27 protein-coding genes are annotated in these 25,091 nt (G+C 64.0%); 17 read left to right on the top strand and 10 right to left on the bottom strand.

Annotated features, from left to right (window positions below; translation table 11 throughout):
- Positions 1–779, bottom strand: a 779-nt coding sequence (locus Q0319_RS00005; RefSeq protein ID WP_299450011.1) for a sigma 54-interacting transcriptional regulator, incomplete at its 3' end; no start/stop codon positions are given.
- Between the two features lie 161 nt (positions 780–940).
- Here Q0319_RS00005 and hmpA point away from each other — a divergent pair.
- Entirely contained in the window at positions 941–2,119 is a 1,179-nt protein-coding gene (gene hmpA, locus Q0319_RS00010; RefSeq protein ID WP_299449962.1) for an NO-inducible flavohemoprotein, read from the top strand.
- 15 nt (positions 2,120–2,134) lie between these two features.
- On the opposite strand, the gene Q0319_RS00015 is transcribed toward hmpA, so the two are convergent.
- On the bottom strand, positions 2,135–3,034 hold the full coding sequence (locus tag Q0319_RS00015; RefSeq protein WP_296463546.1) for a LysR family transcriptional regulator: 900 nt from the start codon (positions 3,032–3,034) through the stop codon (positions 2,135–2,137).
- A gap of 72 nt (positions 3,035–3,106) precedes the next feature.
- On the opposite strand from Q0319_RS00015, the gene Q0319_RS00020 reads away from it, so the two are divergent.
- From Q0319_RS00020 to Q0319_RS00040, 5 genes are read left to right on the top strand one after another with little or no spacing between them, the layout of a single operon-like run.
- Entirely contained in the window at positions 3,107–4,009 is a 903-nt protein-coding gene (locus Q0319_RS00020; protein WP_363322220.1) for an amidohydrolase family protein, read from the top strand.
- Positions 4,010–4,041: 32 nt separating this feature from the next.
- Positions 4,042–4,593 (top strand): carboxymuconolactone decarboxylase family protein, encoded by a 552-nt coding sequence (locus tag Q0319_RS00025; protein ID WP_296463548.1) that lies wholly within the window; start codon positions 4,042–4,044, stop codon positions 4,591–4,593.
- Between the two features lie 38 nt (positions 4,594–4,631).
- Positions 4,632–5,432: an SDR family NAD(P)-dependent oxidoreductase gene (locus Q0319_RS00030; protein WP_296463549.1), complete on the top strand. Its 801-nt coding sequence runs from the start codon at positions 4,632–4,634 to the stop codon at positions 5,430–5,432.
- Positions 5,416–6,363 (top strand): SMP-30/gluconolactonase/LRE family protein, encoded by a 948-nt coding sequence (locus Q0319_RS00035; protein WP_296463551.1) that lies wholly within the window; start codon positions 5,416–5,418, stop codon positions 6,361–6,363. The genes Q0319_RS00030 and Q0319_RS00035 overlap by 17 nt, the downstream gene beginning before the upstream one ends.
- A 42-nt stretch (positions 6,364–6,405) precedes the next feature.
- Positions 6,406–7,377 carry a tripartite tricarboxylate transporter substrate binding protein gene (locus tag Q0319_RS00040; RefSeq protein WP_299449966.1) on the top strand — a complete coding sequence of 324 codons (972 nt, stop codon included), beginning with the start codon at positions 6,406–6,408 and terminating at the stop codon, positions 7,375–7,377.
- A gap of 219 nt (positions 7,378–7,596) precedes the next feature.
- On the opposite strand, the gene Q0319_RS00045 is transcribed toward Q0319_RS00040, so the two are convergent.
- Complete coding sequence (locus tag Q0319_RS00045) at positions 7,597–7,788, bottom strand: DUF3008 family protein (RefSeq protein ID WP_296463555.1); 192 nt, start codon at positions 7,786–7,788, stop codon at positions 7,597–7,599.
- A 172-nt stretch (positions 7,789–7,960) separates the two neighbouring features.
- Here Q0319_RS00045 and Q0319_RS00050 point away from each other — a divergent pair, with 172 nt between their 5' ends.
- Complete coding sequence (locus Q0319_RS00050) at positions 7,961–9,670, top strand: SulP family inorganic anion transporter (RefSeq protein ID WP_296463557.1); 1,710 nt, start codon at positions 7,961–7,963, stop codon at positions 9,668–9,670.
- Positions 9,671–9,688: 18 nt separating this feature from the next.
- On the opposite strand, the gene Q0319_RS00055 is transcribed toward Q0319_RS00050, so the two are convergent.
- A complete protein-coding gene (locus tag Q0319_RS00055; protein ID WP_299449970.1) occupies positions 9,689–10,456 on the bottom strand; it encodes an SDR family oxidoreductase in 768 nt (255 codons plus the stop codon).
- A 96-nt stretch (positions 10,457–10,552) separates the two neighbouring features.
- Here Q0319_RS00055 and Q0319_RS00060 point away from each other — a divergent pair, with 96 nt between their 5' ends.
- The 6 genes from Q0319_RS00060 (at position 10,553) to Q0319_RS00085 (ending at position 15,449) form a co-directional block, all read left to right on the top strand.
- The gene (locus Q0319_RS00060) at positions 10,553–11,473 is read left to right on the top strand and encodes a LysR family transcriptional regulator (protein ID WP_299449973.1); all 921 of its coding nucleotides are present in this window, start codon (positions 10,553–10,555) and stop codon (positions 11,471–11,473) included.
- Between the two features lie 177 nt (positions 11,474–11,650).
- Positions 11,651–12,277 (top strand): flavin reductase family protein, encoded by a 627-nt coding sequence (locus Q0319_RS00065; RefSeq protein WP_296469065.1) that lies wholly within the window; start codon positions 11,651–11,653, stop codon positions 12,275–12,277.
- A gap of 21 nt (positions 12,278–12,298) precedes the next feature.
- On the top strand, positions 12,299–13,132 hold the full coding sequence (locus Q0319_RS00070; protein ID WP_296469062.1) for a hypothetical protein: 834 nt from the start codon (positions 12,299–12,301) through the stop codon (positions 13,130–13,132).
- Between the two features lie 39 nt (positions 13,133–13,171).
- On the top strand, positions 13,172–14,218 hold the full coding sequence (locus Q0319_RS00075; protein WP_299449976.1) for a tripartite tricarboxylate transporter substrate binding protein: 1,047 nt from the start codon (positions 13,172–13,174) through the stop codon (positions 14,216–14,218).
- Between the two features lie 63 nt (positions 14,219–14,281).
- A complete protein-coding gene (locus Q0319_RS00080; RefSeq protein ID WP_296469058.1) occupies positions 14,282–15,112 on the top strand; it encodes a DNA-binding transcriptional regulator in 831 nt (276 codons plus the stop codon).
- Between the two features lie 88 nt (positions 15,113–15,200).
- On the top strand, positions 15,201–15,449 hold the full coding sequence (locus Q0319_RS00085; protein ID WP_299449980.1) for a hypothetical protein: 249 nt from the start codon (positions 15,201–15,203) through the stop codon (positions 15,447–15,449).
- Positions 15,450–15,463: 14 nt separating this feature from the next.
- On the opposite strand, the gene Q0319_RS00090 is transcribed toward Q0319_RS00085, so the two are convergent.
- The 5 genes from Q0319_RS00090 to Q0319_RS00110 all read right to left on the bottom strand — a co-directional run bounded on the left by Q0319_RS00090 (position 15,464) and on the right by Q0319_RS00110 (position 20,363).
- On the bottom strand, positions 15,464–16,435 hold the full coding sequence (locus Q0319_RS00090) for a VOC family protein (protein WP_299449983.1): 972 nt from the start codon (positions 16,433–16,435) through the stop codon (positions 15,464–15,466).
- Positions 16,436–16,542: 107 nt separating this feature from the next.
- Positions 16,543–17,379 carry a fumarylacetoacetate hydrolase family protein gene (locus tag Q0319_RS00095; RefSeq protein ID WP_296469050.1) on the bottom strand — a complete coding sequence of 279 codons (837 nt, stop codon included), beginning with the start codon at positions 17,377–17,379 and terminating at the stop codon, positions 16,543–16,545.
- Positions 17,380–17,465: 86 nt separating this feature from the next.
- The gene (locus Q0319_RS00100) at positions 17,466–18,515 is read right to left on the bottom strand and encodes an amidohydrolase family protein (RefSeq protein ID WP_299449986.1); all 1,050 of its coding nucleotides are present in this window, start codon (positions 18,513–18,515) and stop codon (positions 17,466–17,468) included.
- 90 nt (positions 18,516–18,605) lie between these two features.
- Complete coding sequence (locus Q0319_RS00105) at positions 18,606–19,121, bottom strand: flavin reductase family protein (protein ID WP_299449989.1); 516 nt, start codon at positions 19,119–19,121, stop codon at positions 18,606–18,608.
- Between the two features lie 21 nt (positions 19,122–19,142).
- Positions 19,143–20,363 (bottom strand): acyl-CoA dehydrogenase family protein, encoded by a 1,221-nt coding sequence (locus Q0319_RS00110; protein ID WP_299449992.1) that lies wholly within the window; start codon positions 20,361–20,363, stop codon positions 19,143–19,145.
- A gap of 168 nt (positions 20,364–20,531) precedes the next feature.
- On the opposite strand from Q0319_RS00110, the gene Q0319_RS00115 reads away from it, so the two are divergent.
- Entirely contained in the window at positions 20,532–21,221 is a 690-nt protein-coding gene (locus Q0319_RS00115) for a TetR/AcrR family transcriptional regulator (protein WP_299449995.1), read from the top strand.
- Between the two features lie 48 nt (positions 21,222–21,269).
- On the opposite strand, the gene Q0319_RS00120 is transcribed toward Q0319_RS00115, so the two are convergent.
- Positions 21,270–22,214, bottom strand: a complete 945-nt coding sequence (locus tag Q0319_RS00120) for a LysR family transcriptional regulator (protein ID WP_299449998.1) — start codon at positions 22,212–22,214, stop codon at positions 21,270–21,272.
- A 302-nt stretch (positions 22,215–22,516) separates the two neighbouring features.
- Between Q0319_RS00120 and Q0319_RS00125 the strand changes: the two genes are divergently transcribed.
- The 3 genes from Q0319_RS00125 to Q0319_RS00135 all read left to right on the top strand — a co-directional run.
- Positions 22,517–23,521, top strand: coding sequence for a cupin domain-containing protein (locus Q0319_RS00125; protein ID WP_299450002.1), 1,005 nt, complete (start codon positions 22,517–22,519; stop codon positions 23,519–23,521).
- A 52-nt stretch (positions 23,522–23,573) separates the two neighbouring features.
- The gene (locus Q0319_RS00130) at positions 23,574–24,455 is read left to right on the top strand and encodes a fumarylacetoacetate hydrolase family protein (protein ID WP_299450005.1); all 882 of its coding nucleotides are present in this window, start codon (positions 23,574–23,576) and stop codon (positions 24,453–24,455) included.
- A gap of 41 nt (positions 24,456–24,496) precedes the next feature.
- Positions 24,497–25,091: FAD-dependent monooxygenase (locus tag Q0319_RS00135; protein WP_299450008.1), on the top strand; the 595-nt coding region annotated here is incomplete at its 3' end.

A 25,091-nucleotide genomic window follows, 5' to 3' on the forward strand; every position in this document is an offset into this window, starting at 1 on the left:
ACCAGGGAGTCGGGCAAGGCGGCGCAATTGATCGTCACGAGCGGTTTGTCCGCGCGCGGCGATGCCGCGTGCAGCGCTTGCGCGACCAGCTCCTTTCCGACGCCGGTCTCGCCGGTGACCAGCACCGTCAGGTCGCTGGCGCCCACGGTGCGCACTTCGTCGAGCAACTTACGCAGGACCGCGCTTTGCCCAAGCAGCCGGCGTGGCGCCGTCTCGACCGCGGCGCGATAGATTTCCGCGCGCTGGTATTCCTGGCTCGCGCGCGAGGCCAGCTGCTCCATGCGGTCGGCGACGCTCACCGTCGCCGCGGCCAAGCTCGCGAAGGCCTGCAGGATGTCGAGGTCGTGCGGCGCGAAACGCTCGGCCTCCAGCGCGTCCAGCGTCAGCAACCCCCACGGGCGCTCGCCTACCCGCAGCACACACCCTAGACAGTCGTGCACTTCCAGTTGCTCGCCCTCCATGCCCTCGACCAGTCCATCGTAGGGATCGGGCAAGCGGCTTCCCGCCGGAAACCGCCTCGGGCCTTCGGCTTCGAGCAGCAGCTGTAAACGGGGGTGCTCGTCGACCTTGAAGCGTCGGCCAAGCGTGTCGCTGCTGAGCCCGTCCACCGCCAGCGGCACCAACCAATCTCCGTCCAGCCGGAGCAGCGCGGCAGCGTCGCACGGAACCAGGGTGCGCACGGCCTTCAGCAAGCGCCGGTAGCGCTCGCCTTCGGCCAGGTCGCGCGCCAAATCGTCCACCAGCGGCACGAGGGCACCGAGCAAGGCATTCGCAGTTATTTTGACTACCTCTATGTCAAAAAGACACCAATTTACCTCAGGTCATTATGACTCACGCCACCCAGAAACCGCGTGCGTGCTGGATTCCTGGGCTGGCACGCATCTTGAAATACCTGGGTTGAAGGCTGCCCATTCATGCAGCCGCTCTCGCAGGAGATCATATGCTGTCCGCTCAACACCGAGCCATCGTCAAGGCAACCGTACCGCTGCTGGAAACCGGCGGCGAGGCATTGACCACCCATTTCTACCGGCTGATGCTGGCGGAATACCCGGAGGTTCGGCCGCTGTTCAACCAGGCCCACCAGGCCAGCGGCGATCAACCCCGCGCGCTGGCCAACAGCGTCTTGGCGTATGCGCGTCACATCGACGACCTCACGCCCCTCAAAGGGCTGGTGGGCCGCATCGTCAACAAGCACGTCGGCCTGCACATCCAGCCTGAGCATTATCCCATCGTGGGCACGTGCCTGCTGCGCGCGATCCGGGAAGTGCTCGGCCCGGAAGTAGCCACCGACGAGGTGATTGCGGCCTGGGGCGCGGCCTATCAGCAACTCGCCTCGCTGCTGATCGACGCCGAAGAACAGTACTATGCCGCGCAGGAGAGCGCGCCCGGCGGCTGGCGCGGCACGCGCGACTTCCGCGTCGCCCGCAAGGAGCGCGAGAGCGCGGAAATCACGTCGTTCTATCTCGTTCCCGTCGACGGCGGCCCGCTGCGGGACTATCAACCCGGCCAGTACATCGGCCTGAAAATCCTGATCGACGGCGCCGAATACCGCCGCAATTACTCGCTTTCCGCCGCACCCAACGGCGTCGAATACCGCATCAGCGTCAAACGCCAACCCAACGGCATCGTGTCCAACCATTTGCACGACCGCGTCCGGGAAGGCGACGTCCTGGCGCTATATCCGCCTGCCGGCAACTTCACGCTGCAGGAAAGCGACAAACCCCTGGTCCTGATCAGCGGCGGGGTCGGCATCACGCCAACGCTGGCCATGCTCCAGGCCGCCCTGCACTCGTCGCGCCCCATCCATTTCATTCACTGCGCGCGCAACCACGCGGTCCATGCTTTCCGGGACTACATCGAGAAGACAATCGTGCAGTTCCCGCAGCTCAAGCGCTTCTATTGCTACGACCAGCACAGCGACGCGGCGCCCAAGCCCGATGCCGTCGGGTATTTGAGCAAGGAGCGACTCGCCCAGTGGCTGCCCCGGGAGCGGGACATCGACGTGTATTTCCTCGGGCCCAAGCCGTTCATGCGCAACGTCAAGCAGTACCTGAAAGAACTCGCCGTGCCCGAATCGCAGGCGCGATATGAGTTCTTCGGGCCGGCCGAAGCCTTGTAATGCGCCCGGGCTCGATCACGCGAACAGCTTCGCGATGTCGAGCTCCCGGATGATGCGGGCCGTCGCCTCGACCAGGGGCGGCAGCGGCCCGCCCGCCAGCGTCGCCAGCGTGAGGTTGTTCATGATGGTCGGTTCCGCAATGGCGGAGAAAGTCAGGTAGTCCTGCCCCTGCATGTCGCCCAGCGCCGAGCGCGGAATGATGGTGAACATGCTTTCCTCGGTCATGGTTTCGAGGATGGTGTGGACTACGTCGACTTCCGCGACGATGTTCAGGGTGACGTTGACCTCCCGGCAAGTGCGATCCACGAGCGCGCGTATGGTGTTGGGCGCGCTCGGCAGCACCAGCGGGTATTGTCCTAGGTCGCGCGCCCGCACGACCGGCGGGGGGACAGGACGGCATCCCTTGCCATAGGCGAGCACCAAGTCCTCGCGGTAGATGGACTCATACCGAACCAAGGAAGAAGCGGGCGGATCGTAGATCAGCGCCAAGTCGACCCGCTCCTTGACCAGCCATTCATTCATTTCCGAACTCAGCCCTTCGGCCAGCGTCAAGGCCGCGTTGGGATGCATCCTGCGGAAAGCCTGCACGATGTGCGGCGCCATTCTTCGCGCCACGCGATGCGGCATCCCGAGCCGCACCTTATCCTGGGCCGGCGACCGGAACGCATGCATGTCTTTCTTGGCGTGCGCGGCCAAAGCATCGATCGCCTTGGCGTGCTCCAGGAACCGCAGGCCGGCCTCGGTCGGCTCCACGCCCCGGCCCGTGCGCCGCAGCAGATGATGGCGCAGCTCCGCCTCCAGCAATTGGATCTGCCGGCTGAGCGAGGGCTGCGAAACGCCCAGCACGTCTCCCGCGCGGGAGAGGCTGCGCATCTCGCACACCATGATGAAGTAGCGGATTTGGCGGAGGTCCATGGCGCAATGGTATACGTTTTTTCTATATCAGAAGTCAACGCGGACGCATTGCTAGGCAGGCCGCGGTTCCGCATGATGCGAGATTCCGTCAGCTCCGACTTCGTCATGTACGACTGTGCCCCTCCCTTGAGCGAAATCACGCCTCCTGGCCAAGCCCTGCCGGCAAAGGCGTGCGACACCCATTTCCACGTGTTCGGCCCGGCGGCGATATTCCCGTATGCGGCGGACCGGCCTTACACCCCGCCCGACGCGCCGTTCGAGCAGTTGCTCGCGCTGCACCGTAAGCTGGGTTTCGAACGCGGCGTCATCGTGCACCCCGGCTGCCACGGCACGGACCTTTCCGTCACGCTGGACGCCCTGCGGCGCGGGGCCGGCCGCTATCGCGCCGTGGTGCTGCTGGACGCGGATACGGACGAAGCGCGCATCGCCGAGCTCGACCGCCTCGGCGTGCGCGGCGTGCGTTTCAACTTCGTCTCTCACCTGGCCAATGCGGGTTGGGAGGAGCTCTCGGCCATCGTGCCGCGCATCGCTCCCTTTGGCTGGCACGTCTGCATCCATTCAGACCAGGCGTCGCTCGGCGGGCTGCTGCCCAAGCTCAGGACGCTTCCGGTGCCCTTCGTGCTCGACCACATGGGCCGCGTGGCTGCCGCCGCCGGCCCCAGCAGCGAGGAGTTCCAAGCGGTGCTGGCGCTGCGCGACCACCCCCGCGCCTGGGTCAAGATTTCCGGCATCGATCGCACCTCGAGCAGCGGCGTGCGCCCGTTCAGCGACGGCGAGCCCCTGGTTGCGGCGCTGCTCGAGGCCATGTCCGAGCGGTTGCTGTGGGGCACGGACTGGCCGCACCCCAACGTGCGCGGCGAGATGCCTGACGATGGCGAGCTGCTCAACACCTTTCTGCGCTTATGTCCAGACCCGCTGGTACGACAGCGGATTCTCGTGGACAACCCGCACCAACTCTACCGATTCGCGGACTGAGACCGCCCGCGCGACGAACAGGAGACCCGACCATGCCCCGACTGAACCCGCCTGACCCCGGGCATCTGACCGACCATCAGCGCCGCGTCTACGAGGCCATCGCCAGTGGACCGCGCGGAACGGTGCGCGGCCCGCTGGCCATCTGGCTGCACCGGCCCGGCCTGGCCGAACACGCTCAGGCCCTCGGCCAATACTGCCGCTACGACTCGAGCCTGCCGCCCCGCTTGTCGGAACTGGCCATACTCACCATGGCGGCGCTCTGGCGCGCGCCCTACGAATGGTGGGCCCATCACCCCATCGCGCTGAAGGCCGGCATCGAGGCCGACGTGGCAGAACGCATCCGCAAGGGTCAGACCCCCGAGTTTCGCGAGCGCGATGAATCGCTGGTCTACCGCTTCGTGCGCGAACTGGTGGAAACCCGCCAGGTTTCGGATGCGCTTTATGCCGAAGCGGTTGAGGTGCTGGGCACCGACGGCGTCGTGGACCTGGTCGGGATGGCGGGCTACTACACGCTAATCTCGATGACGATCAACGCCTTCGACATTCCGCCCCCGGACGGCAGCACCATCGAGTTCGGCAGCTGATTCCCATTTCCTTGTAAGAAAACGACGAGAGACGAGACATGACAGGTCGACTGGAAGGCAAAGTGGCCATCGTGACCGGCGCAGGCAGCGTCGGCCCGGGCTGGGGCAATGGGCGCGCCATCGCTTACCGTTTTGCGCAGGAGGGCGCCCGCGTGTTCGCGGTGGACCGCGACCTCGCCGCAATGGAAGAAACTGTCGCGCGCGTCCGCGAGATCGGAGGCGAAATCTCCATCTGGCGCGCCGACGTCACGTCGTCCGACGAGATCCGCGACATGGTGCGAGCTTGCGTGGACACTTATGGCGGCGTGGACATCCTGGTCAACAATGTGGGCGGCTCGCGCAAGGGCGGGCCGGTGGACCTGGATGAAGAAACCTGGGACGCGCAGATCGACTTCAACCTCAAGAGCGTCTATCTTTGCTGCAAGCACGTCATCCCGTTGATGGAAGAACAAGGCGGCGGCGCGATCGTCAACATCTCTTCCACTTCGGGCATACGTTGGACCGGTTCGCCCCAAGTGGGCTACTCGAGCGCCAAGGCAGGCGTCATCCAGCTGTCGCGGGTCGTGGCGCTGGAGTACGCCAAGAAAAACATCCGCTGCAACACCGTCATTCCCGGCCAGATGCACACGCCCATGGTCGAAGCCCGCCTGGCCGGCCAACGCGCCGGCGGCGACGTCGAAAAATTGCTGGCGCAGCGGCAGGCCCGCATCCCGCTGCCATTCATGGGCGACGGGCTGGACACAGCCAACGCCGCCCTCTTCCTGGCTTCGAACGAGGCCAGGTTCATCACCGCCACGGAAATCGTGGTCGATGGAGGCATGAGTGCACGCTGCGACTAACCCCCCCGTCCGCTATCCCGACCCGGCCGTCATCGCGCTGGACCCGCGCTTCGAGCACCTAGTGCTTCCGCTGGCGGCGGTCGAACGCATCGCCACGGGCTGCCGCTGGGCCGAAGGACCGGTCTGGTTCGGCGACGGCCGCTATCTGTTGTGGAGCGACATCCCGAACGACCGCATCATGCGCTGGGACGAGGTGACAGGCCAGACTCACGTATGGCGCCCGGTGTCCGGCTACGCCAACGGCAATACGCGGGATCGCCAGGGCCGCCTCGTCACCTGCGAACACCTGGGAAGGAGAGTGACCCGCACCGAGTACGACGGCCGCATCACGGTCTTGGCCGATCGCTACCAAGGCAAGCGGCTGAACTCCCCGAACGACGTCGTCGTCAAGTCCGACGGCTCGATTTGGTTCACGGACCCGCCCTTCGGCATCGTCGGCTACTACCAAGGCGAAAAGGCCGAGCAGGAATTGCCTGCCGCGATCTATCGCATCGACCCAGTCAGCGGCGAACTCTCACTCGTGTGCGACACGGTCAACGGTCCCAACGGCCTGGCCTTCTCTCCAGACGAGAAACACCTGTACGTGATCGAGTCGCGCTCGCGCCCTCGCAACGTCCTGGTATTCGACGTTTCGGACGACGGCCGGCGCCTGGGCAACCAGCGCGTCCTATTCGATGCAGCCGACGGCACGCCCGACGGTTTCCGCGTGGACATACACGGCAACCTCTGGTGCGGCTGGGGCATGGGCACGCCCGAACTCGACGGCGTGCGCGTGTTCTCGCCCCAAGGAGAACTCTTGGGTCGCATCGCCCTACCCGAGCGCTGCGCCAACCTTTGTTTCGGAGGCAAGCACCGTAACCGCCTGTTCATGGCGTCCTGCACTTCCGTTTATTCGCTCTTCGTCAACACGCAAGGCGCACCTGGAGGCTGAACGCCTGCGCGGCGGACAGTCAAAACCATAAAAGGAGTACACATGTCGAACCTTCCCTCCCCCCTCATCCTTCGCCCGCTCGCCGCGGCAGTGCTGGGCATGGCGGCCCTGGGCGCGCATGCCCAATCCGTCACGAGCCTCGTCGTCGCGTTCCCGGCGGGCGGCCCCGCCGACTCGCTCGCACGGGTAGTGGCCACGCAACTGGAGAAAGAACTCAAGCAAACCGTGGTCGTCGAAAACAAGCCCGGCGGAAACGGCGCCATCGCTGCCAACCATGTGGCGCGCTCGCGCCCCGATGGCCAAACGCTTTTCCTCAGCTCAGTAGGCGCAATCTCCATCAATCCCGCGCTCTATCCCAAGCTGATCTACGATCCGGTCAAGGATTTCGCCCCGATCTCCCTCCTGATCTCCACGCCCGAAGTCTTGATCGTGGGGCCTAACCATCCCGCCAAGACAGCCAAGGAATTCGTCGAGCGCGCCAAGACGCCCAAAGGCGTCACCATGGGCTCGTCCGGCATCGGCAGCATGCCACACATGGCCATCGCACAGTTGAAGCTGTCCACCAAGGGCAACATCCTGCACGTGCCGTACAAGGGTGCCGCACCCGCCATCACCGACACCATCGGCGGACAAGTGGATGGCTTCATTGGCGACATCTCCGGCCTGATGTCCAACATCCAGGCCGGCAAGGCGCGGCCGCTCGCCATCGCCGCGCCCAAGCGCTCGCCCTTGCTGCCCGACGTGCCGACCTTCGACGAACTCGGCATCCCCAACGTCTATGCCAACAACTGGTACGGCGTGTTTGCGCCTAGGAATACGCCGGCCGAGAAAGTGGAAGCGCTGAACGCCGCCGTGCGCAAGGTGTTGGCTTCGGAGGAGCTGAAAAACTACGCCGCAACCACAGGCGTGGAACTGTCTCCCACCTCGCCCAAGGAGTTCGAAGCGCTGATTCGCCAAGACGCGAAGAAGTGGGGCGACCTGATCCGCGCCGAAGGGATCAAGGCTGACGAGTAAGGCGGCCCTGGCCTTCGGGCCCAGCCACCTCCCGACGCGCCAGCGCCTACCCAGCATTTGCCGCAGCAGTCCGAGCCGTTTCCGACTCCATGTCGGAGACGGCTTTTTTTATGCCGTCTCTCCCTGCACACATGGAGCCGAGGCAGCGCGAACGGCGCGTCGTTGGATCAAGCGTTTATTCCGGGAAACGTCCCGCGGACGTTTTTCCAGTCGATGCGTTCAGGCCTTCTCGCCCTTGTGCTTGGGCTTGTCTTTGGTCTTGGTGGCCGCCATGTCGCGTAGTTCCTTCTTGCTCATGGACTCATACATAGACTTGGCCGGCCCCTTCAAATCGGCGACTTTCTTTTCGCCTTCCTTCGCCGCCAACGCGATGCCGGCGGCCTGCTGCTGGGCTTTGGATTTGGCAGGCATGGCTAAACCTCCTTCATGGACGGCGGCTGGCACAAGGCGTCGCCTGGGGCAGACACGGCAGCAAGCCGCATACCCGTTCCAAGCCCGGCGCATACCTTAGTCTTACAATCACGCAATAAAGGGCCGCGCCCTTTTGGGCGCGTGGAGTCCACCTATTCTTGCCAGAACCATCGTGATTGCTCTGCTCGAGGCCCATCGGGCCGGTTTGCTCAGTCGCCAGAACTGGTTGCCCAACATCATTTCCGGCGTTATCGTCGGCGTGGTGGCCCTGCCCCTCGCCATGGCATTCGCCATCGCATCCGGCGTCAAGCCGGAGCAAGGGCTCTACACCGCCATCGTGGCGGGCTTGGCCGTCTCCATATTCGGGGGCAGCCGCCTGCAGATCGCCGGGCCAACCGGCGCCTTCATCGTCATTCTTGCGGACATCGTCGCCAAACACGGCGTGAGCGGCCTGCAGATCGCAACCTTCATGGCCGGCGGCATCCTGGTTCTGCTAGGCGTGGCACGCCTGGGATCGGTCATCAAGTACATCCCCGCGCCCGTCATCGTCGGCTTCACGGCGGGCATAGGCGTCATCATTTGGGTGGGACAGTGGAAAGATTTCTTCGGGCTGCCAGCCGTCACCGGGGATCACTTCCACCAAAAACTGTGGCATCTCATCCTTGCCTTTCCCCAGCTCCACCTACCCACCACGGCGCTGGCGCTATTCAGCCTGGCGGTGCTCATCGTCTCTCCCAAAATCCGGCCCCTGCGCCGGGTACCCGCACCCTTGGTCGCCCTCGTACTCGCCACGGTGCTGATGGCGGCATTCAAGTTCGAAGGCGTCGCGACCATCGGCACTGCCTTCGGGGGTGTCCCCACCGGCCTGCCCTCGCTCACGCTGCCCGAAGTCACGCTTCCCAGGGTGATCGAGCTAGTCGGCCCCGCCTTCGCGATCGCGATGCTGGGCGCCATCGAATCCCTGCTGTCGGCCATGGTGGCTGACGGCATGGCCGGCACCCGCCACAACTCCAACCAGGAGCTGATCGGCCAAGGCATTGCTAACTTGGCCGCGCCGCTGTTCGGCGGCATCGCCGCAACCGGCGCGATTGCCCGCACAGCGACCAACATCCGCAACGGTGGCAACAGTCCGCTCGCCGGCATCGTGCATGCGCTCACGCTGCTGCTGATCGTATTGTTCCTGGCGCCGCTCGCCGAACATGTCCCGCTCGCCGTGCTGGCGGCCATCCTGTTCGTCGTTGCCTGGAACATGAGCGAGGCCCGGCATTTCGTGAAAATGGTGCGCCGCGCCCCGCGCGCCGATGTCGTGATCCTGCTCGTGACCTTCGGCCTGACTGTCTTCGCCGACCTGGTCGTGGCAGTCAACATCGGCGTCATTCTCGCGACGCTGCACTTCCTACGCCGCATGGCGGCCAGCGTGGGCGTCCAGCAGGTCGGCGATGACGAGCTCCGCCGCGAGTTGATTGCGTCGAACGCCGGAGATGCTCCGCCGGGTGTACTCGTCTACGCGGTGGAAGGACCGCTTTTCTTCGGCGCGGTCGAGAACTTCCAACAAGCCCTCGCCTCCACCCACACCGACCCGCGTGTGCTGATCATCCGGCTGCGCTGGGTACCGTTCATCGACGTGACCGGCCTGCAGACACTGGAGGGTGTCATACGCGACATGCAGCGGCGCGGCGTGCGTGTCATGCTGAGCGAGGCGAACAGCCGCGTCCGGGGCAAGCTCGAGAAGGCGATGATCGTGGATTTGATCGGGCGCGAGAACCTCGTGGGCACGCTCGCCGAAGCCTTGGCAGCCTGCGCTCCGGCAGAACAAGCCCAGCAAAAGGACGCGCTCGCTGCAGCGTTGCCCCCTGGCGCGGAAAGCCGGGCCGCCCCCTAACCCGTCGCCCGGGCGGGCCTACAGCAACATCCCGCCCGACACCTCCACGCGCTGCCCCGTCATCCAGCCATTGTCCGGCCTCAGCAGCGCGGCAACCGCGGCGCCAATGTCATCGGGCAGGCCGGCTCGCCCCTGTGCCGTGAGCGAGGCGACATAGTCGTTGAGCGCCTTGTTGTCGCGGACGGCGCCGCCTCCGAAGTCCGTCTCGATCGCCCCCGGTGCGATGGCGTTGACCGCAATCCGCCGCGGCCCCAGCTCCCTGGCCAAATAGCGCGTCAACACTTCAACGGCGCCTTTCATCGCTGCATAGGCTGCATGGCCGGGCAATGCGAAGCGCGCCAAGCCCGACGACACGTTCAAGATGCGGCCCCCGTCGGCGATCAACGGCAGCAGGGCCTGGGTCAGGAAGAAAGGTCCCTTGAAATGGACCGCCATCAGGTCATCGAACTCGGCCTCTGTCGTCTCGGCGAAGCTCGCGTAACCTCCCATGCCGGCGTTGTTGATCAGGATGTCGATCTGCCCGCGGCCCCACACGGTCTGCAAGACCTGCTTCAGGCGTGCCGCGAATTCGGCGAAGCTGCCCGACTGGCCGACGTCCAGCTGCAATGCAACGGCCCGCTGCCCCAGGGCCTCGACCTCGCGCACGGCGGACTGGGCCTCGTCCCCGCGGCTGCGATACGTCAGCACGATATCGACGCCGTCGCGGGCCAAGTGCAGGGCCGCATTGCGGCCCAGGCCGCGGCTGCCGCCGGTGATGAGGGCGACACGAGAAGTTGAGGTAGTCATGACATTGCTCTCCATGGTGATTGACCTGGAAAGCACTTTATTTGATGACAATCACAACAAAAATCGCCAAAATTCACCTTCACTATCCAGAATAGATTGACAATGGACCTCGACGCCCTGCGCATCTTCCTGCACGTTGCCGAAACCGCCAGCTTCACCCAGGCGGCGGACCGGATGGGCCTGACCCGGGCACGGGTGTCGGCCGTAGTGCAACGGCTCGAGGCAGAGTTCGGCACGCGCCTTTTCCACCGCACCACGCGCACCGTGCAAATCACGGACGATGGCCGCCTGCTGGCCGAGCGTGCGCAATCGTTGTTGGGGGAAGCCGAAGAGGTCCAAAGCCTGTTCCAGCGGCAGCCTGCTGCACTACAGGGCAGGATCCGCGCGGACGTGCCCCTGTTGATGGCATCACGCGTAATCATTCCGCGGCTGCCCGAGTTCCTCGCCCGCCATCCCCGGCTGGAGGTGGACCTGAGCAGCACCGATCGCCGCGTCGACCTCGTGCGCGAAGGCTTCGACTGCGTGGTGCGGGTCGGCGCATTACAAGACTCCGGGCTGGTCGCCCGCCGGCTGGGCGAGCTGCCGCAGTCCAACTTCGCCTCCCCTGCGTATCTTGAGCGCTTCGGCACCCCGCACAACCTGGAAGACCTGGCTCATCACCGGCTCGTGCGCTATGCCGCAGACCTAGGGGGCGGCCCCGCCGCCTTCGAATACATGGAAGGCGGGACGCTGCGCACCCTTCCCATGACCGACGTCGTCACCGTCAACAACAGCCTGGCTTACGAGGCCGCCTGCCTCGCCGGGCTGGGCATTGTCCAGGCGCCCGTCTCCAGCCCCAGGCGGGACCTCCTCGCCACCGGCCAACTCGTCGAGATCCTGCCCCACTGGCGCCCGCCGACCTTGCCGGTCACCCTCCTCTATCCCCACCGGCGGCACGTGCCGCGCCGGGTCCAGGCCTTCATGGATTGGCTTGCAGAGGTCGTGGAGCAAAGCCTACCCGGCGCTCGCGACGCCTGAGCCGGACGATCTATCCGGCGCGCCTGGAGCGCGCGTCACCGTACGGCCCCAAGCTTTCCGCTCTCAGGAAAGCTGGAAAAAATCCGTGGCCCGGCGCGGGGCCTCTCCTTATATTTTCGGTACCCGCAGTTATCCGGGAAGGCCCGCGCGCCCTCCCTCCACGAGGTTTGCCCAACGATGTTTCTCGACCTGGAAACCGCCACCGACTACCGAAGAGGCCTGTTCAATGCCATCGTCGCGCCTCGCCCCATAGGGTGGATCAGTACCCTCGACCGTGCCGGCCGGGCCAACCTGGCTCCCTTCTCGCATTTCAACCTGGTCTCGACCGCTCCACCGGTGCTGATCTTTTCGTGCAATGCGGCGGCCGACCGGCCCGAGAAAGATACCGTGGCCAATGTGCGCGCCACCGGCGAATTCGTCGCCAACCTGGCCACTTGGGACCTGCGCGAGGCAATGAACAAGACCTCGCTAAACCTTCCGCCGGGCGTCGACGAGTTCGAATTCGCCGGGCTGGAAAAGTTGCCGAGCATGAAGGTGGCACCGCCGCGCGTTGCAGCATCTCCCGCCCACCTGGAGTGCCGCTTGCTGCGCATCGTCGAGATCGAACCGACCCGCAGCGGCGAAACGCATAGTTCCGTCGTATTCGGCAGCATCGTCGCCGTGCACCTGGATGACGAGTACGTCGACGCGCAAGGGCGCTTCGACGTCGCGCGCGCCCTGCCACTGACCCGGCTCGGCGGCGCCCAATATGCGACGGTCGGCGAACTGGTCGAGATGCCGCGCCCCAGTCCTCCCCATCCTTGAAACGAACGCCCGAATCGAGCCATGAACGCACCCAATCCCAATATGGCGCCCGACGCGGACCTCATCATTTACCCCGAAGCCGCGACGGCCGGCGAACCTCAAGTCGGCCGGGCGCAAAACTTCAGCGTGGAATGGATCAACCACGCGCAGCCCCGCACGGCAGAGAGCCCGCACGAGCTGCTGCTACTCCTTCCCGGCGCAGGGGCCAGGATCGAACACGGCAGCAGCACGACCGAGGCACCGGGACGCTCGCTGTGCATCATCCCCGCGGGACGCTGCACGATCACCCTCCACGAGCCTGCGCTCGGCATCCTGATCGCAAGCACCCGGAATGACCTCCGCGCGTCGGACTACCTCAACGCACGCGCCCACGACCCGCGCATCGTCCCGTCGACGCCCGCCTTCCGGCTGCGCGCCGGAGCCCGCGGCGTACGCGTCGTGTCCATCGACGACGTGTCCGCGCCACCAGACAACCCGCGCCTCAAGATGTTCCAGACCGACACGCTGAGCATCAATTGGGTGGAGTACGACGGCCCGCGCGACCGCACCAAGCTGAGCCCGCACAGTCACGCCGATTTCGAGCAAGGCTCGCTGGCGATCGAAGGTCACTTCATCCACCACCTGCGCACGCCCTGGGGCACCAACGCGAACCTCTGGCGGGACGATGAACACCGGCCGGCCCCACCCCATTCACTATTGGTCATCCCGCCAGGCCTCATTCACACGACCGAAGGCGTGGGTGCGGGCTACCACCTGCTGATCGACATCTTCTCGCCGCCCAGGCGGGACTTCATCGCCAAGGGGTGGGTTTCGAACTCGGCAGATTACGAGGATCCGTCCCGGCCGGCGCCCTGAACCCCGGCCGGCAGCCACGACAACGACAGGGAGACAACCATGACGCAATCCATGCACCGTCCGCCGAACCCCGATCGTCGCAGACACCTGCACCCTGGCGCCCGATGCACGTGGTGGAGCACAGCGCTGCGCCGCCTCGCGGCGTCCGGCACGTTGGCCGTCGCATTCGGCGCCCATGCGCAGGGCCCGGCCTCGGCACCTCCGCTCACCATGGTCATTGGCTATCCGCCCGGTGCCATCGTCGATACCGTCGCGCGCCAGCTGGCCAGTGAGTTGGGCCCCATCCTCGGGCGCACCATCGTTCCGGAAAACAAGGGTGGCGCGGCAGGCGCCGTCGCAGGCGCGCAAATCGCCAAGACGCGGCCGGACGGGAACACCATCCTCTTCACCGCCTACACTTCGCTCCAAGTCGCCGCGGCGCTCGACCGAAGCCTGCCCTTCGACCCGGTCAACGACTTGCTGCCCGTCGCCTCCGTGGGCCGGCCCACGACGCTGCTGGTCGTCCCGACTGACTTTCCCGCGAAGACCTTCGATGAGTTCCTGCAACTGGTAAGGAGCCAGCCCGGCAAGTTCAATTTCGGCACCAGCGGCATCGGCTCTCCCAATCACTTCGCCCTGGAACACCTGAACGCCGCGTTCGGCCTCAAGATGGCGGCCGTACCGTACAAGGGCGCGGCGCAGATGCTGACCGACATGCTGGGCGGGCGCGTGCAGGCCATCTTCAGCTCCACGTCGCTGGCTGCAGGCCACCTGCAGAGCGGCGCGGTGCGCGCCTTGGCCATCGGCTCACCCGACCCCAGCCCGGACTTCCCCAATCTGCCGGTCATCGCGCAGCAGGGCGCGCCCGGATTCAATGCAGCGGGCGCCCTGGGGGTCTTCGCGCCCCCCGGAACGCCGCCGGACGTCGTCCAGCGAATCAATGCCGCCGTCCAACAAGCGCTCGACAACCCCGCCACGCAACAAAAGCTGCGCAAGGAAGGCATCGTGATCGACAAGCTCGACGCGACGGCGTTCGCCGATAAATATCGGCGCGAGGCTAAGCAGATTGCCGACTTCATCCGTGAACACGGGCTCAAGCTCAACTAACGCCATGGCGGCGCGCAGCGCGGACAGCCGATGCCGCGCGCCGCGTCAGGTATGCTGCATCGCATGACTGCCGCCAAGAGGACTTCCGCGACATCCCCCGGTTCCGGAGCGCCTGCCCCCCGCCCCCAGGCCGGCATCCGGAGCGTAGAACGCGCCATCGAACTGCTGCAGGCGCTCAACCGACAGCCTGTCTCCACCATCGACGATCTCTACCGCCGCACGGCCATCCCTAAGGCCACCATCGCGCGGCTCCTGCGCACGTTCGAAGCCAAAGGCCTCGTCGCCCAATCCGTGCGATTCGGCGCCTACTACCTGGCCGCCGGCGTCAGCTCGCTGAACTGCGGCTACGTGCACGGTCCGCGCATCATCGAAGTCGCAGCGCCGCTGTGCGACGAGCTCACGCGCGAAATCAAATGGCCCACGACCCTGGCCTTGTTCGACGTCGATGCGATGGTGGTCCGCTACAGCACCATCCCGCAATCGCCGCTCTCACTCCTGCACTCCTCGATCAACCTGAGGCGAAGCATGGTCGGCCGCGCGCTCGGGCGAGCCTACCTCGCCTTCTGTTCGCCGGAAGAACGCGAGGTGATCCTGAGCGTCGTGCGCCAAAGCGGACGCGAAGAAGACCGGCTCGCCCACGCACCGCAAGAGCTGGATCGCATCCTCGAGCTCACGCGCATGCGCGGCTACGCGCTCAGGGACCCGGAATACAGCAAGCAATCCTGCACCATGGCCATTCCTGTCCGGCAAGGCGACGCCACCGTCGCCACCCTGGGGTTGACCTGGTTTTCCTCGGTCTTGACGCCCGAGCAGGCCGTGGAGCGGTATTTGGAGAGACTGCGCACGACCGCGGACCGGATTTCCGCAATATTGAACGGTTCGACCGACCGGTAGGCTCGCTTCCCGCCAGGGGCGCTTCGCCGCATGCGGCGGGCACGAAACGTGCGAGGGGCAAGGACATCGCCGCCCATGCCGACTCGCCATGCCCGACCTCATCGATGCTCTCCAATGGCCAGCCATGGCCGCCTCCCTGGCGGCTGCGTGGCTCGTCGCATCCCGCAAGAAGCACCGGCGCAACCTGGGATTCTGGGTATTCCTGCTGAGCAACGTCCTCTGGATAATCTGGGGGCTGCACGATGAGGCGTGGGCCTTGATCGCGCTGCAGGTGGGGCTAGGCCTGCTGAATGTGCGGGGGGTCAAGAAAACGGAGGAGGAAAACGCCTCCCCATGACCCGCCCCCCAGATTCATGCCGGAACGTTTATCTCGGCATTGAACACGAATTCCTCCGGCACGTCCGGGCCCCATGCGTATAGGGAATCTTCTGCCGGGTGGTCGCCTGCCGGCCACTCCTGGCCCGCGGCAATGTAGTCAATGTCGAAGGAATACTCGGCGTAGCTTCCCCATGGATCCCGCACGTAATAGAAGTAATTCGACCCCAGGACGTGCCGCCCCAAGCCCCAGCCTTCGCGGTAACCTGCCCGCACCATTTGCTGGGCGCCTTGGCCCACCTCATCGATCGAGGGGACGCACCAACTCGTGTGGTGCAAGCCGCCCCCGCCGGACTTCGCGAGCGCGATCAAATGGTGGTCGCTCCCATGCGGCGTATGCAAGAACGCAATCAGCGACCCCGAGCGGTCCGACAACCTCAACCCCAGGATGCCCTCGTAGAACTCACGTGCCTTGTCCACATCGGCAGTGAACATCAGCACATGGGACAGGTGCCGCGGCTGTACGCGCTGCTGTTTGCTGCGAGGCTTCGCCCGCCCGCCCAGCCCGGGTGCCGGGGGGAACTCCCTCGGCCCAAACCCGGACGGGGAGCACTTGGCGGCGACACGCAATTGAATGGGCAGCCCATCCGGCCCCTGGACCCACAAGGCGTCGCCCAAGGCATCCCGCCCTGCGCCAGCCGGCGGCGTGATGAGAGGCACATTCCGCTCGGCGAAAAGCTGCGCAAAGCGCCGGAAGTCCTGGGGGTAAACGCCGAAGGTAAGCCATCGCAGCCGCTTGGGGTTTCCAGCGTCATGCACAATGCGACCCCAGCGATGAGAATGGTGATACGTGTACAGGGACAGCCAGCCATCCTCCTCGTCGCGCACGTTCAAGCCAAAGTTCTCGTAGAAGTGTCGCGCGACGACCAGGTCCGGCACGCTGAACACGAACTCGTCCACTGAGTGCACCGCAAGCAGGTTGCTATCAGCAGAATGCGAGAAACTCATCAATGTCTCCTTCTGGATTCCCCGAAGCGCCCTCGCGCGGGCCGGGGCAGCATGGCGCCGGCCAGTCCTGCGCCCGCTGGAGCGGATCGAGGAAGAACGCGCCTACATCAGACAACGCGCTGTGTCTGCGTACCCAACGGGCCGCCCGAAAGCGACATCACATCCCCCCGCCGCAGGAACTGGGGAGGCTTCATGCCGAGGCCCACCCCTTCCGGCGTTCCGGTGATCACCACATCCCCCGGAAGCAGGGTCATGAACTGGCTCAGGTAGGAAACGATCTCGGCGACCGAGAAGATCATGTCTGCTGTATTGCTCTTCTGCACCGTCTTGCCGTTGACCTTGAGCTCCAGCGGCACGTCCTGCGGGTTGGAGAGTTCGTCGGCCGTCACCAGCCACGGCCCGAGAGGCCCAAAGCCGTCGAAACTCTTGCCCTTGCCCCATTGCCCGTTGCGATGGATTTGCCAATCGCGCTCGGAAACGTCGTTCGCCAGGCAGTAGCCGGCGACGTGCTTGAGCGCATCGTCGACGGAAACTTGGCGCGCGGTCGTGCCGATCACCACGCCCAGTTCGATCTCCCAATCGGCCGTTTCAGCGCCCTCGGGCAACACGACGTTATCGTTCGGCCCGGCCAACGACGTAATGGCCTTGGCAAAAACCACCGGTTCATCGGGAATTTCCATCCCGGACTCCAAGGCATGCTTGCGGTAGTTCAGCCCGATGGCAACGAACTGGCGAACGCCGGCAACAGGCGTGCCGATGCGGCTGTTCTCCGGCACGAACGGCATCCGCTCAAGGTCTATCGCTGCGATGGCATCCAGTTTTTCCGGAGACAGCCACTCTGGCGTCCAGTCGGGCACGAGCAACGACAGATCCCTCATCCGCCCCTGCTTGTCCAGGGCGCCGGCTTTCTCTGCCCCAACGGGGCCGTGACGTAGCAGTTTCATCGTCTGGTTCCTTCAATCTTTCGAAAGACACTCCTATTGGGTCCACTTTGCGCCGGTCACCGTACGTGCGGCCCCTTGCACCGGCACTAGGCGAACCTGGGGAATAGCTTCAACGCATTGCGCCGCATGCCGTCCGCGCTGAGCTCTGGCGGCAACGAACGACTGTTGTCCAACTGTTCGGCCAGCGCCTTGACCAGCGCTTCCGGCGTATACGGCCAATCACTGCCGTACAGGATGTGGCCCGGATCGGCTATCTGCAGCAATGGCAAGACCTGGCGCGGCAACGGAAACCCCGCGAGGTCGTAATAGAGCTCGCGCAGCGTTGCATAAAAACGCGGCACGTCCAGCTTCTCTCGCAGGCCCAAGGCTGGAGAAAGCCCCGCGACGCGGTCTGCGAGGACCGGGATCGTGGCGCCCGCGTGGGGCACGATGATCTTGATGTTGGGATACTTCGCCAGCGTCCCGGAGAGGATCAGGTTGAATACGGCCCGGGTCGTCTCGAACATGAACTCGATCATGGGAAACGGATAGCCGATCGGGGGGAGCAAGGCCGGATCCTGGCCGCTGCAGCACGGGCAGTACGGATTCGTGGGATGTATGAAAATCCGCGCACTGCGCCGGTCCAGTTCCGCAAAAACCGGATCCAGCCTCTTATCCCCGAGATAGACACCATTATGGTTGCTTTGAACGACGACGCCGTCGGCCTTCAGCACATCGAATGCATATTCGATTTCTTTCAACGAGCCGTCTATCTCCGGCAAAGGCAGCGACGCGAACATGCCGAAGCGCCGGGGAAAGGCCTGCATGGCCTTGGCCCCTTCCTCATTGACATAGCGCGCCAGGCCGCGGGCCGCGGCATCATCGCCAAAGTGCAGGCCCGGGGCGGAGATAGAAAGAATGGATGACGCGATCCCGTTGCGGTCCATCATCTCGATATGCTGCTGGACGCTCCACGCCGGGATCCCAGGCATGCCGGAAGGCTTCGAGTGACCTGCTTCGACAAGCGCAGCGCGATACTTTTCCGGCAGGTAATGCGCATGCACGTCGATCCGGCGCGGCGCGTCCGCCGCCCTCGCCGAGAGCGCGGGAAACGACGTCCCGGCCGTGGCAGCGATCAGCGCTGCGCTATTCGCCAAGAAAGCGCGCCTACCTTTTCCGTGTCGTGCATTCATGATGGCTTACCTCCTCCTTTGATCCATGTCGATTTGTTCACTGCCTCTGCCGCCTCAACACCCGGCATCACCTGACCAGACAACGAGGGGCGGGCGGCTCGTTATCTGCGTGTAGCCGCCGCTGTAGAACACGAGCGGCCGACGCTCCCTGCCAAGTTCCAAGTGCTCGACCTCGCCTACGTACAGCAGGTGGTCTCCCGCCTCATGGACATGGACGGTTCTCAACACAAGCTGCGCAAGACTGTCTCGTATCAAGGGGATGCCCCTGTGATATTCGAACGGCGGCTCAATGCTTGCAGCGGGGCGTCCCCCAAAGTGGTCGCTCAGCGCTTTCTGGCTTTCCACTAGGAAGCTCACGCCGAACCGATCCCCTTGCGATATCGCCGAGGTGAACTTGCTCACGCGGCGCACGGCAATCGCGGCCAGGGGAGGATCCAAGGAGACGGACATGAACGCATTGGCCGTCATGGCACGCACCTCGCCCTCCGCGAGGTAGGTCACGACCGTCACGCCGGTGGCGAATTGGCCCATGACCTTGCGGAATAAACCGGAGTCAAATGTCTTTTCCATGGCAATTCACCATGCTCGCGGTTAGACGAGAGGCGTGACCGTGTTCTCGGCGCCAAGCAGCGCTTTGCCATAAATTTCTTCAGCCACGGGTTGGTGCACGATGGCGTGCCTGGCGGCGGTGTTCGAGTCGCGCCAGATCCGCTGCATGGGGCTGGATTCGGCGAAAGATCCTGCGCCGTGCGCCGTCATGAGCAAGTTGATGGCGTCGCTTGCATATTGGGCGACATACCCCGTATCGGCACGCACCCGCGCACGGGTCTTGTAATCGAGGTACTCCCCGCGAAACGCCGCCTGGTCAATGTCGTCGGCCGCCCGATATGCGTGCAGGTGCGCGGTCTCGATCTTCATCGCTGCCTTGGCCACCTGAATTTGAAAAGCCACCGAATCGGTCTGCCGCTTGAAGGAGGTATAGGCGATCGCCCGCTGCGGCGCCTTTTCGAGCACATAGGCCAGTGCGGCCCGGGCCAGCCCCAGTTGTGCGCCGATGAGCACCAGCGCGGCAACGGGGATGAACGCAGCGCGGTAAGCCACCTCATCCTCGAACGGCGTCAAGTACTGGCCCTCGACCGCTTTCATCATGGGCAACAGCCGATGCTCGGGAACGAACACCTCCTGGGCCACGACGCAATTGCTGCCGGTACCCTTCATGCCCGCCACGAACCACGTATCTTCGATCGAGAGCTCGCTCATCGGGATCAAGGCGAGGTACTGATTCAGCGGCACGCCATCTTTGTCCTGCTCACGAACGCCGAGCAGTGCCCAATCGGCATGCAGGCACCCGGAAGACCAATACCATTTCCCGGCAACGACCAGGCCGCCGTCCACGCGCTTGACGTCCGAGGACGGCGAGAACACGCCCGCTACGCGCGCATCCGGAGTGTTCTTGAAAACTTCGTCCTGCGCGCGCTCGGGAAACAGCCCGGTGAACCAGGCACAAACATTGGTCAGGGCCACCACCCAGGCCGAGGAGCCGCATGCCTCCGCCACGGCTGCCGTCACCTCGATATGCGTGCGGATCGACCCCTCATATCCGCCATACCGCTTGGGCACCATGGTCTTGAAAAGACCAGCCTCCGCCAGGGCCTGGATATTCTCCTCCACCACCCTTCTATCTTTCTCGGTTTGCGTGGCGTTCTTGGAAAGAATCGGATGCAGCGCCTTGGCGCGGGCGACTAACGTGGACCTTTTTGCGGCTTCTTCTTGGAAGTACTGCGTTTCCGGGGCATTCACGGTTGCGGTCATCACTGTCTCCGACATCATATTGACGTTTGTGTCATGTTGACGTTTATGTCACAATGACATTGATGCGCAATATAAGAATCGGGCCAGGGGCTCAGCAACCAGTATCTTCCCCACGTCAGAACGTCAGTTCATCAAACTGACAAAACATCACTGGAAACAGAGGTCGATATGCCAGGAGACAACGCTCGGGATACCGCCGCCAAACGCGACCACCGCACCGAGGTCGCCGCACGCAAGCGCGCCTTGATGCGGGCACGCCTCATGGACGCCGCCATGAAGGTTTTTGCGACCGCTGGCAGCCGCATGCCCGTGATTGAAGACATCGTCCGGGAAGCCGGCGTATCGCGCGGCACCTTCTACCAGCATTTCATGTCCCTGGACGAAGTCCTGCATGCGCTATCGCTCTCGCAGAGCGACCAGATGACGCGCGACATTCTTCCCATTTACGACCCGCTCAAGGAGCCATGGCAACGGTTCTCAGTCGGCTTCCGGCTGTTCCTGAAACGCGCTGCCGCGGACCCCATCTGGGCGTCGTTCGTCACTCGGTCCAGCTCCGCTGTCAACGACAAGCTATTGGTGCGCGACTACATGCAAGAAGACCTTCGCCGGGGCCTTGCCACGGGCCAGTTCAACTTTGAGCGCCTGGACGAGGCCGTGGACTTCATGATGGGCGCCTCGATCGCCGGGATCGGCGCCTTGGGCCGGGGGGTCGAGGATCCCGAAGGCTATATGGACGCCAGCGTGCGCATGGCATTGGTCGGCCTGGGATGTGCAAGCAAGCAAGTGGAGCGTGCCGTCACGTTTTCCCGGGATTACCTGAGCAATTGGCCGCCCAGAAAGCCGGAAGGCCGGCCGTAAGCCGCCAGGGGTGCGCTGGTCGCTGGGCACCGGCGCATGGCGGGCGGATCACGAAACCGCTACATGCGCCGGGCCGCCCCCTTCTTCCCATTGGCGCTCGAAGTCCATCTCCCGGAAGTGCTGCACGATGAAATCGATGAACGCAGTGGTCTTTTTGGGCAAGAACTTCCGGCGTTGGTATGCAATGTTGATTGGAATCTCGGGAAGGCGCCAATCCGGAAGAACGGTGACCAAGCGCCCCGCCACGATGTCATCGTGAAGAACGTAATTGGGCTGGACGACTATCCCCTGGCCGAGGAGTGCCGCCGCGGTCAAGATGCGCCCATCAGTGGCTTCCAGGTGGCGCTTCACCTCCACTCGGACCGTTTCTTTGCCGCACGTAAATTGGAGTCCATCCCTGTCTTGGTGATACGAATACATGAGTATCTTGTGATGGGCCAAGTCGTGCACGGATGCCGGCGCGCCGTGGCGCTCGATGTAGGAGGGAGCCGCCGCGAGGATAAGGCGGGCGCGCGCCAATGGCCGGACGATGATGTTCGAATCGACCGTGTAGTCCCGCACCTGGAATGCTACGTCTATCCCATTGTCGATCAGGTCGTAGTAGCGGTTGGCCGCCATGATGTGGACGTCCACCTTGGGATGCTTTTCCGTAAACGTCGGCAATACGGGAACGATGTGCTTGAGGCAGAATGACGTAGAACCCGTGATGCGCAGCACGCCCGCTATTTCCACCCGTGCCGCGTGTAGCGACGCCTCGGCCTCTTCCACGGTCGCCAAGACCATCTGGCATTGCTGATAAAAAATTTCGCCCAATTCGGTCAAGGCGAAATTCCTCGTCGTCCTGTCTACAAGCCGCACCCCCAGTCTTTTCTCTATCGACGCCAACCCTCGGCTTGCGCTCGAATTGGGGATATTGAGTATTTCGGCCGCTTTGGAGAGGCTTCCCTGCTCCGCAGCATGCACGAATAAGCGCATCTCCATTAAACGATCCATTCTATTTTTCCAGATTTGGAAAAGAGTTTGCCAAGTCGTTTATATATCCCCGCCTTCGCTATCCATATACTCCCGCAGCATCCCAAACACTCGCCGAAAGAAGAATCACGGAGACCCATCACCCCGGCGGCTGAATCCTGATGCGGCGCAGAGCGCGCCCGTTCACAGCCACGCCAATACGTTGACCGAGTCGCTGAGACATTGCATAGCGTCCAGGCCGTACGCCTGCGCTCGCCTGCCAGCGTTCATCGAATAGTCATGAGGCGCTCGACTATATCTTTAACCGCGAGACCCATCCAGTCATGAAGCAGTCTACCAGCCAGACTTCCTCGCTTTGGCAGTCCGCCCACCTGGCTCCGCTATGGGAGAGCCCCAACGCCCACAAAGCTCCTGCAGGCCCCTTGGCCCCGCATATCTGGCGTTGGGCAGAAACGCGTCCCCTCATCCAGCTCGCATTCGAAGAAACCTCCCCTGCAGCCGTCCAGCGACGTGTCCTGCAAATGATGAGCCCGCGCTCGAAGTCGCTGGCGGACGAGTTCACTTGCGGGAACGTGCTCGCTGCGCTGCAGTGCCTGCTGCCCGGCGAAACCGCGCGACCGCATCGCCACTCCATGAACGCATTGCGGTTCATGCTCGAGGGGTCTGGAGCCGTCACCGTGGTCGACGGCAAGCCCTGCCCAATGGAGTTCGGAGACCTGATCCTGACGCCGGGCATGTGCTGGCATGAACACTATCACTACGGAACCGAGCCAGTCGTCTGGCTCGACGTCTTGGACGTCCCGCTGCACCAATACCTTGGCACCGTGGCCTTCGAACCCGGGCCCATTACCGTACCGCCTGTCACGACTGACGATCGGGCATTCGCGTCACCCAATATCGTGCCGCAGGACATCGCCGGAAGCCGCAACCACTCGCCGGTGTTCCGCTATCCATATGCCGACGCCATCCAGGCGCTCCAGCACGCCCCACTGGCCTCCGACGGCGTACGACGCGTTCGCTATATCAATCCGTTGAACGGTGAATGCGCGGTGCCCTTCCTGGAGAGCACGATGATCGAAGTGCCCGCGGGCAAGCCCACCCCTGCCGCCCGGACGAACGCGAACCTGGTGTGCACCGTTGTCGAAGGACGCGGCGAAAGCCGCATCGGCGAGGTCACGATCACATGGCAGGCGAGGGATGTTTTCACCATCCCGCAGAACAATTGGGTGTCGCACCTGAGCGCGGATAACGATGCCCGCCTATTCGTCGTGTCTGATGCAGACGTGCTGCGGCGGCTGGGCATTCTTGCCGAAGAGGTCCAAGCTTGACCTGGGCACCCGTGCCTGCACCGAGATTCCTTCTTCCCTTTACGCATCGCTTATGAACATCTGCTGGTTCGACAACCATCGACTCGGCGTCGTTGAAGATGGCCGCGTCTACGATATTACGGACGCCCTCGCCGCCCTGCCACCCGCACGCTACCCTGCTCCTCCCGGAGACCTGCTCGTGGCCCATCTGCCGAAGATCCGGTCGGAAGCCAAACGGTTACTGCCTTCTGCAGCCAGCAGGCCGGTGCATGACGCCTGCTTCCTCAGCCCCGTGGCGAACCCGAGCAAGATTATCGGCGTGCCCGTGAACTATGACGACCACGTCGAGGAGGCGCGCACCGACAAAGCGACCTTCACAGATCGGTACCAAGGCAGCATCGAGCAACAAGGGCTCTTCCTGAAGGCAACCACTTCCCTGGTGGGTGCATCGCACGGCGTCCACGTCAGGTTCCCCGAACGCCTGACACACCACGAGCTCGAACTCGGCGTGATCATCGGCAAACAGGCGGCCGATGTCACTGAAGACGAAGCCCTGGATGTCATAGCGGGGTACGCCATCGCCCTGGACATGACGGTGCGCGGTCCGGAAGACCGCTCCATGCGTAAATCGGTTGACAGCTATTCGGTGCTCGGTCCATGGCTGGTAACGGCCGACGCCATCGCCGACTCGCAAGCCCTGGACATGAGCCTCCGGGTGAATGGCGAGCTGCGACAACAGACGAATACACGTCAAATGATCATGCCCATACGGCGCCAGATAGCCTGGGCCTCTCGGTTCTACACGCTTTATCCGGGCGACATCATCATGACCGGCACGTGCGCCGGGGTCGGCCCCGTCGTGCCAGGCGATACCGTGCAGTGCTCGATCCAGGGCATCGGTGCGATGGAGGTTGCCATTTACCCGGCTAGGGCGGAGTCCGCGAAAGCCGCCTGAAGCCTATTCGGAAACAGAGCAAGAAAAGCCAAGGAGAAACCATGAAAATCGTGATCGCCGGGGCCGGACTCGGCGGACTGGTCGCCGCAGCATCCCTCATGAAAGAGGGATTCGACGTCGAGGTGTATGAACAGGCCGAAACACTGGGCGAGGTCGGCGCAGGGATCCAAGTCAGTCCCAGTGCCGTGAAGGTCTTGTTTAGGCTAGGCCTGCGCGAAGAACTCGAGAAGATCGCCGTGCGCCCCAAGGCCATGCACTTCCGGCGCTTCGATACCGGCGAGCTAATGGCCACCCTCCCCCTGATAGACCATGAAGCCAATTTCGGCGCGCCGTATTACCACCTTCATCGCGCCGATCTTCATGAAATCATCTTGCGCAAGGTCCAGGAACTGAACCCTCGCTGCGTCCGTACCAGCGCCAGGGCGGTCGGGTTTGAAGAGCATGCCAGCAGCGTCACCCTGCTCCTCGCAGATGGATCCCGCGCCAGCGGCGACCTGCTCATCGGGGCGGATGGGATCAAATCGGTCGTGCGCAACCAGGTGCTCGGCCCCAGCCCCGTCACGTACACGGGCGATATCTCGTGGCGGGCAGTCGTACCGGTAGAGCGCCTTCCGAAAGACCTCATGGAGCGGGTCT

This window comes from uncultured Pigmentiphaga sp. (assembly GCF_937950555.1).
In the GTDB taxonomy this organism is placed as follows: domain Bacteria; phylum Pseudomonadota; class Gammaproteobacteria; order Burkholderiales; family Burkholderiaceae_B; genus Pigmentiphaga.

Coding starts and splice junctions, on each gene's coding strand:
- hmpA (WP_299449962.1), top strand. CDS start 941: ATGCTGTCCGCTCAACACCGAGCCATCGTCAAGGCAACCGTACCGCTG.
- Q0319_RS00015 (WP_296463546.1), bottom strand. CDS start 3,034: ATGGACCTCCGCCAAATCCGCTACTTCATCATGGTGTGCGAGATGCGC.
- Q0319_RS00020 (WP_363322220.1), top strand. CDS start 3,107: ATGATGCGAGATTCCGTCAGCTCCGACTTCGTCATGTACGACTGTGCC.
- Q0319_RS00025 (WP_296463548.1), top strand. CDS start 4,042: ATGCCCCGACTGAACCCGCCTGACCCCGGGCATCTGACCGACCATCAG.
- Q0319_RS00030 (WP_296463549.1), top strand. CDS start 4,632: ATGACAGGTCGACTGGAAGGCAAAGTGGCCATCGTGACCGGCGCAGGC.
- Q0319_RS00040 (WP_299449966.1), top strand. CDS start 6,406: ATGTCGAACCTTCCCTCCCCCCTCATCCTTCGCCCGCTCGCCGCGGCA.
- Q0319_RS00045 (WP_296463555.1), bottom strand. CDS start 7,788: ATGCCTGCCAAATCCAAAGCCCAGCAGCAGGCCGCCGGCATCGCGTTG.
- Q0319_RS00055 (WP_299449970.1), bottom strand. CDS start 10,456: ATGACTACCTCAACTTCTCGTGTCGCCCTCATCACCGGCGGCAGCCGC.
- Q0319_RS00065 (WP_296469065.1), top strand. CDS start 11,651: ATGTTTCTCGACCTGGAAACCGCCACCGACTACCGAAGAGGCCTGTTC.
- Q0319_RS00070 (WP_296469062.1), top strand. CDS start 12,299: ATGAACGCACCCAATCCCAATATGGCGCCCGACGCGGACCTCATCATT.
- Q0319_RS00075 (WP_299449976.1), top strand. CDS start 13,172: ATGACGCAATCCATGCACCGTCCGCCGAACCCCGATCGTCGCAGACAC.
- Q0319_RS00080 (WP_296469058.1), top strand. CDS start 14,282: ATGACTGCCGCCAAGAGGACTTCCGCGACATCCCCCGGTTCCGGAGCG.
- Q0319_RS00085 (WP_299449980.1), top strand. CDS start 15,201: ATGCCCGACCTCATCGATGCTCTCCAATGGCCAGCCATGGCCGCCTCC.
- Q0319_RS00090 (WP_299449983.1), bottom strand. CDS start 16,435: ATGAGTTTCTCGCATTCTGCTGATAGCAACCTGCTTGCGGTGCACTCA.
- Q0319_RS00095 (WP_296469050.1), bottom strand. CDS start 17,379: ATGAAACTGCTACGTCACGGCCCCGTTGGGGCAGAGAAAGCCGGCGCC.
- Q0319_RS00105 (WP_299449989.1), bottom strand. CDS start 19,121: ATGGAAAAGACATTTGACTCCGGTTTATTCCGCAAGGTCATGGGCCAA.
- Q0319_RS00110 (WP_299449992.1), bottom strand. CDS start 20,363: ATGACCGCAACCGTGAATGCCCCGGAAACGCAGTACTTCCAAGAAGAA.
- Q0319_RS00115 (WP_299449995.1), top strand. CDS start 20,532: ATGCCAGGAGACAACGCTCGGGATACCGCCGCCAAACGCGACCACCGC.
- Q0319_RS00120 (WP_299449998.1), bottom strand. CDS start 22,214: ATGGATCGTTTAATGGAGATGCGCTTATTCGTGCATGCTGCGGAGCAG.
- Q0319_RS00125 (WP_299450002.1), top strand. CDS start 22,517: ATGAAGCAGTCTACCAGCCAGACTTCCTCGCTTTGGCAGTCCGCCCAC.
- Q0319_RS00130 (WP_299450005.1), top strand. CDS start 23,574: ATGAACATCTGCTGGTTCGACAACCATCGACTCGGCGTCGTTGAAGAT.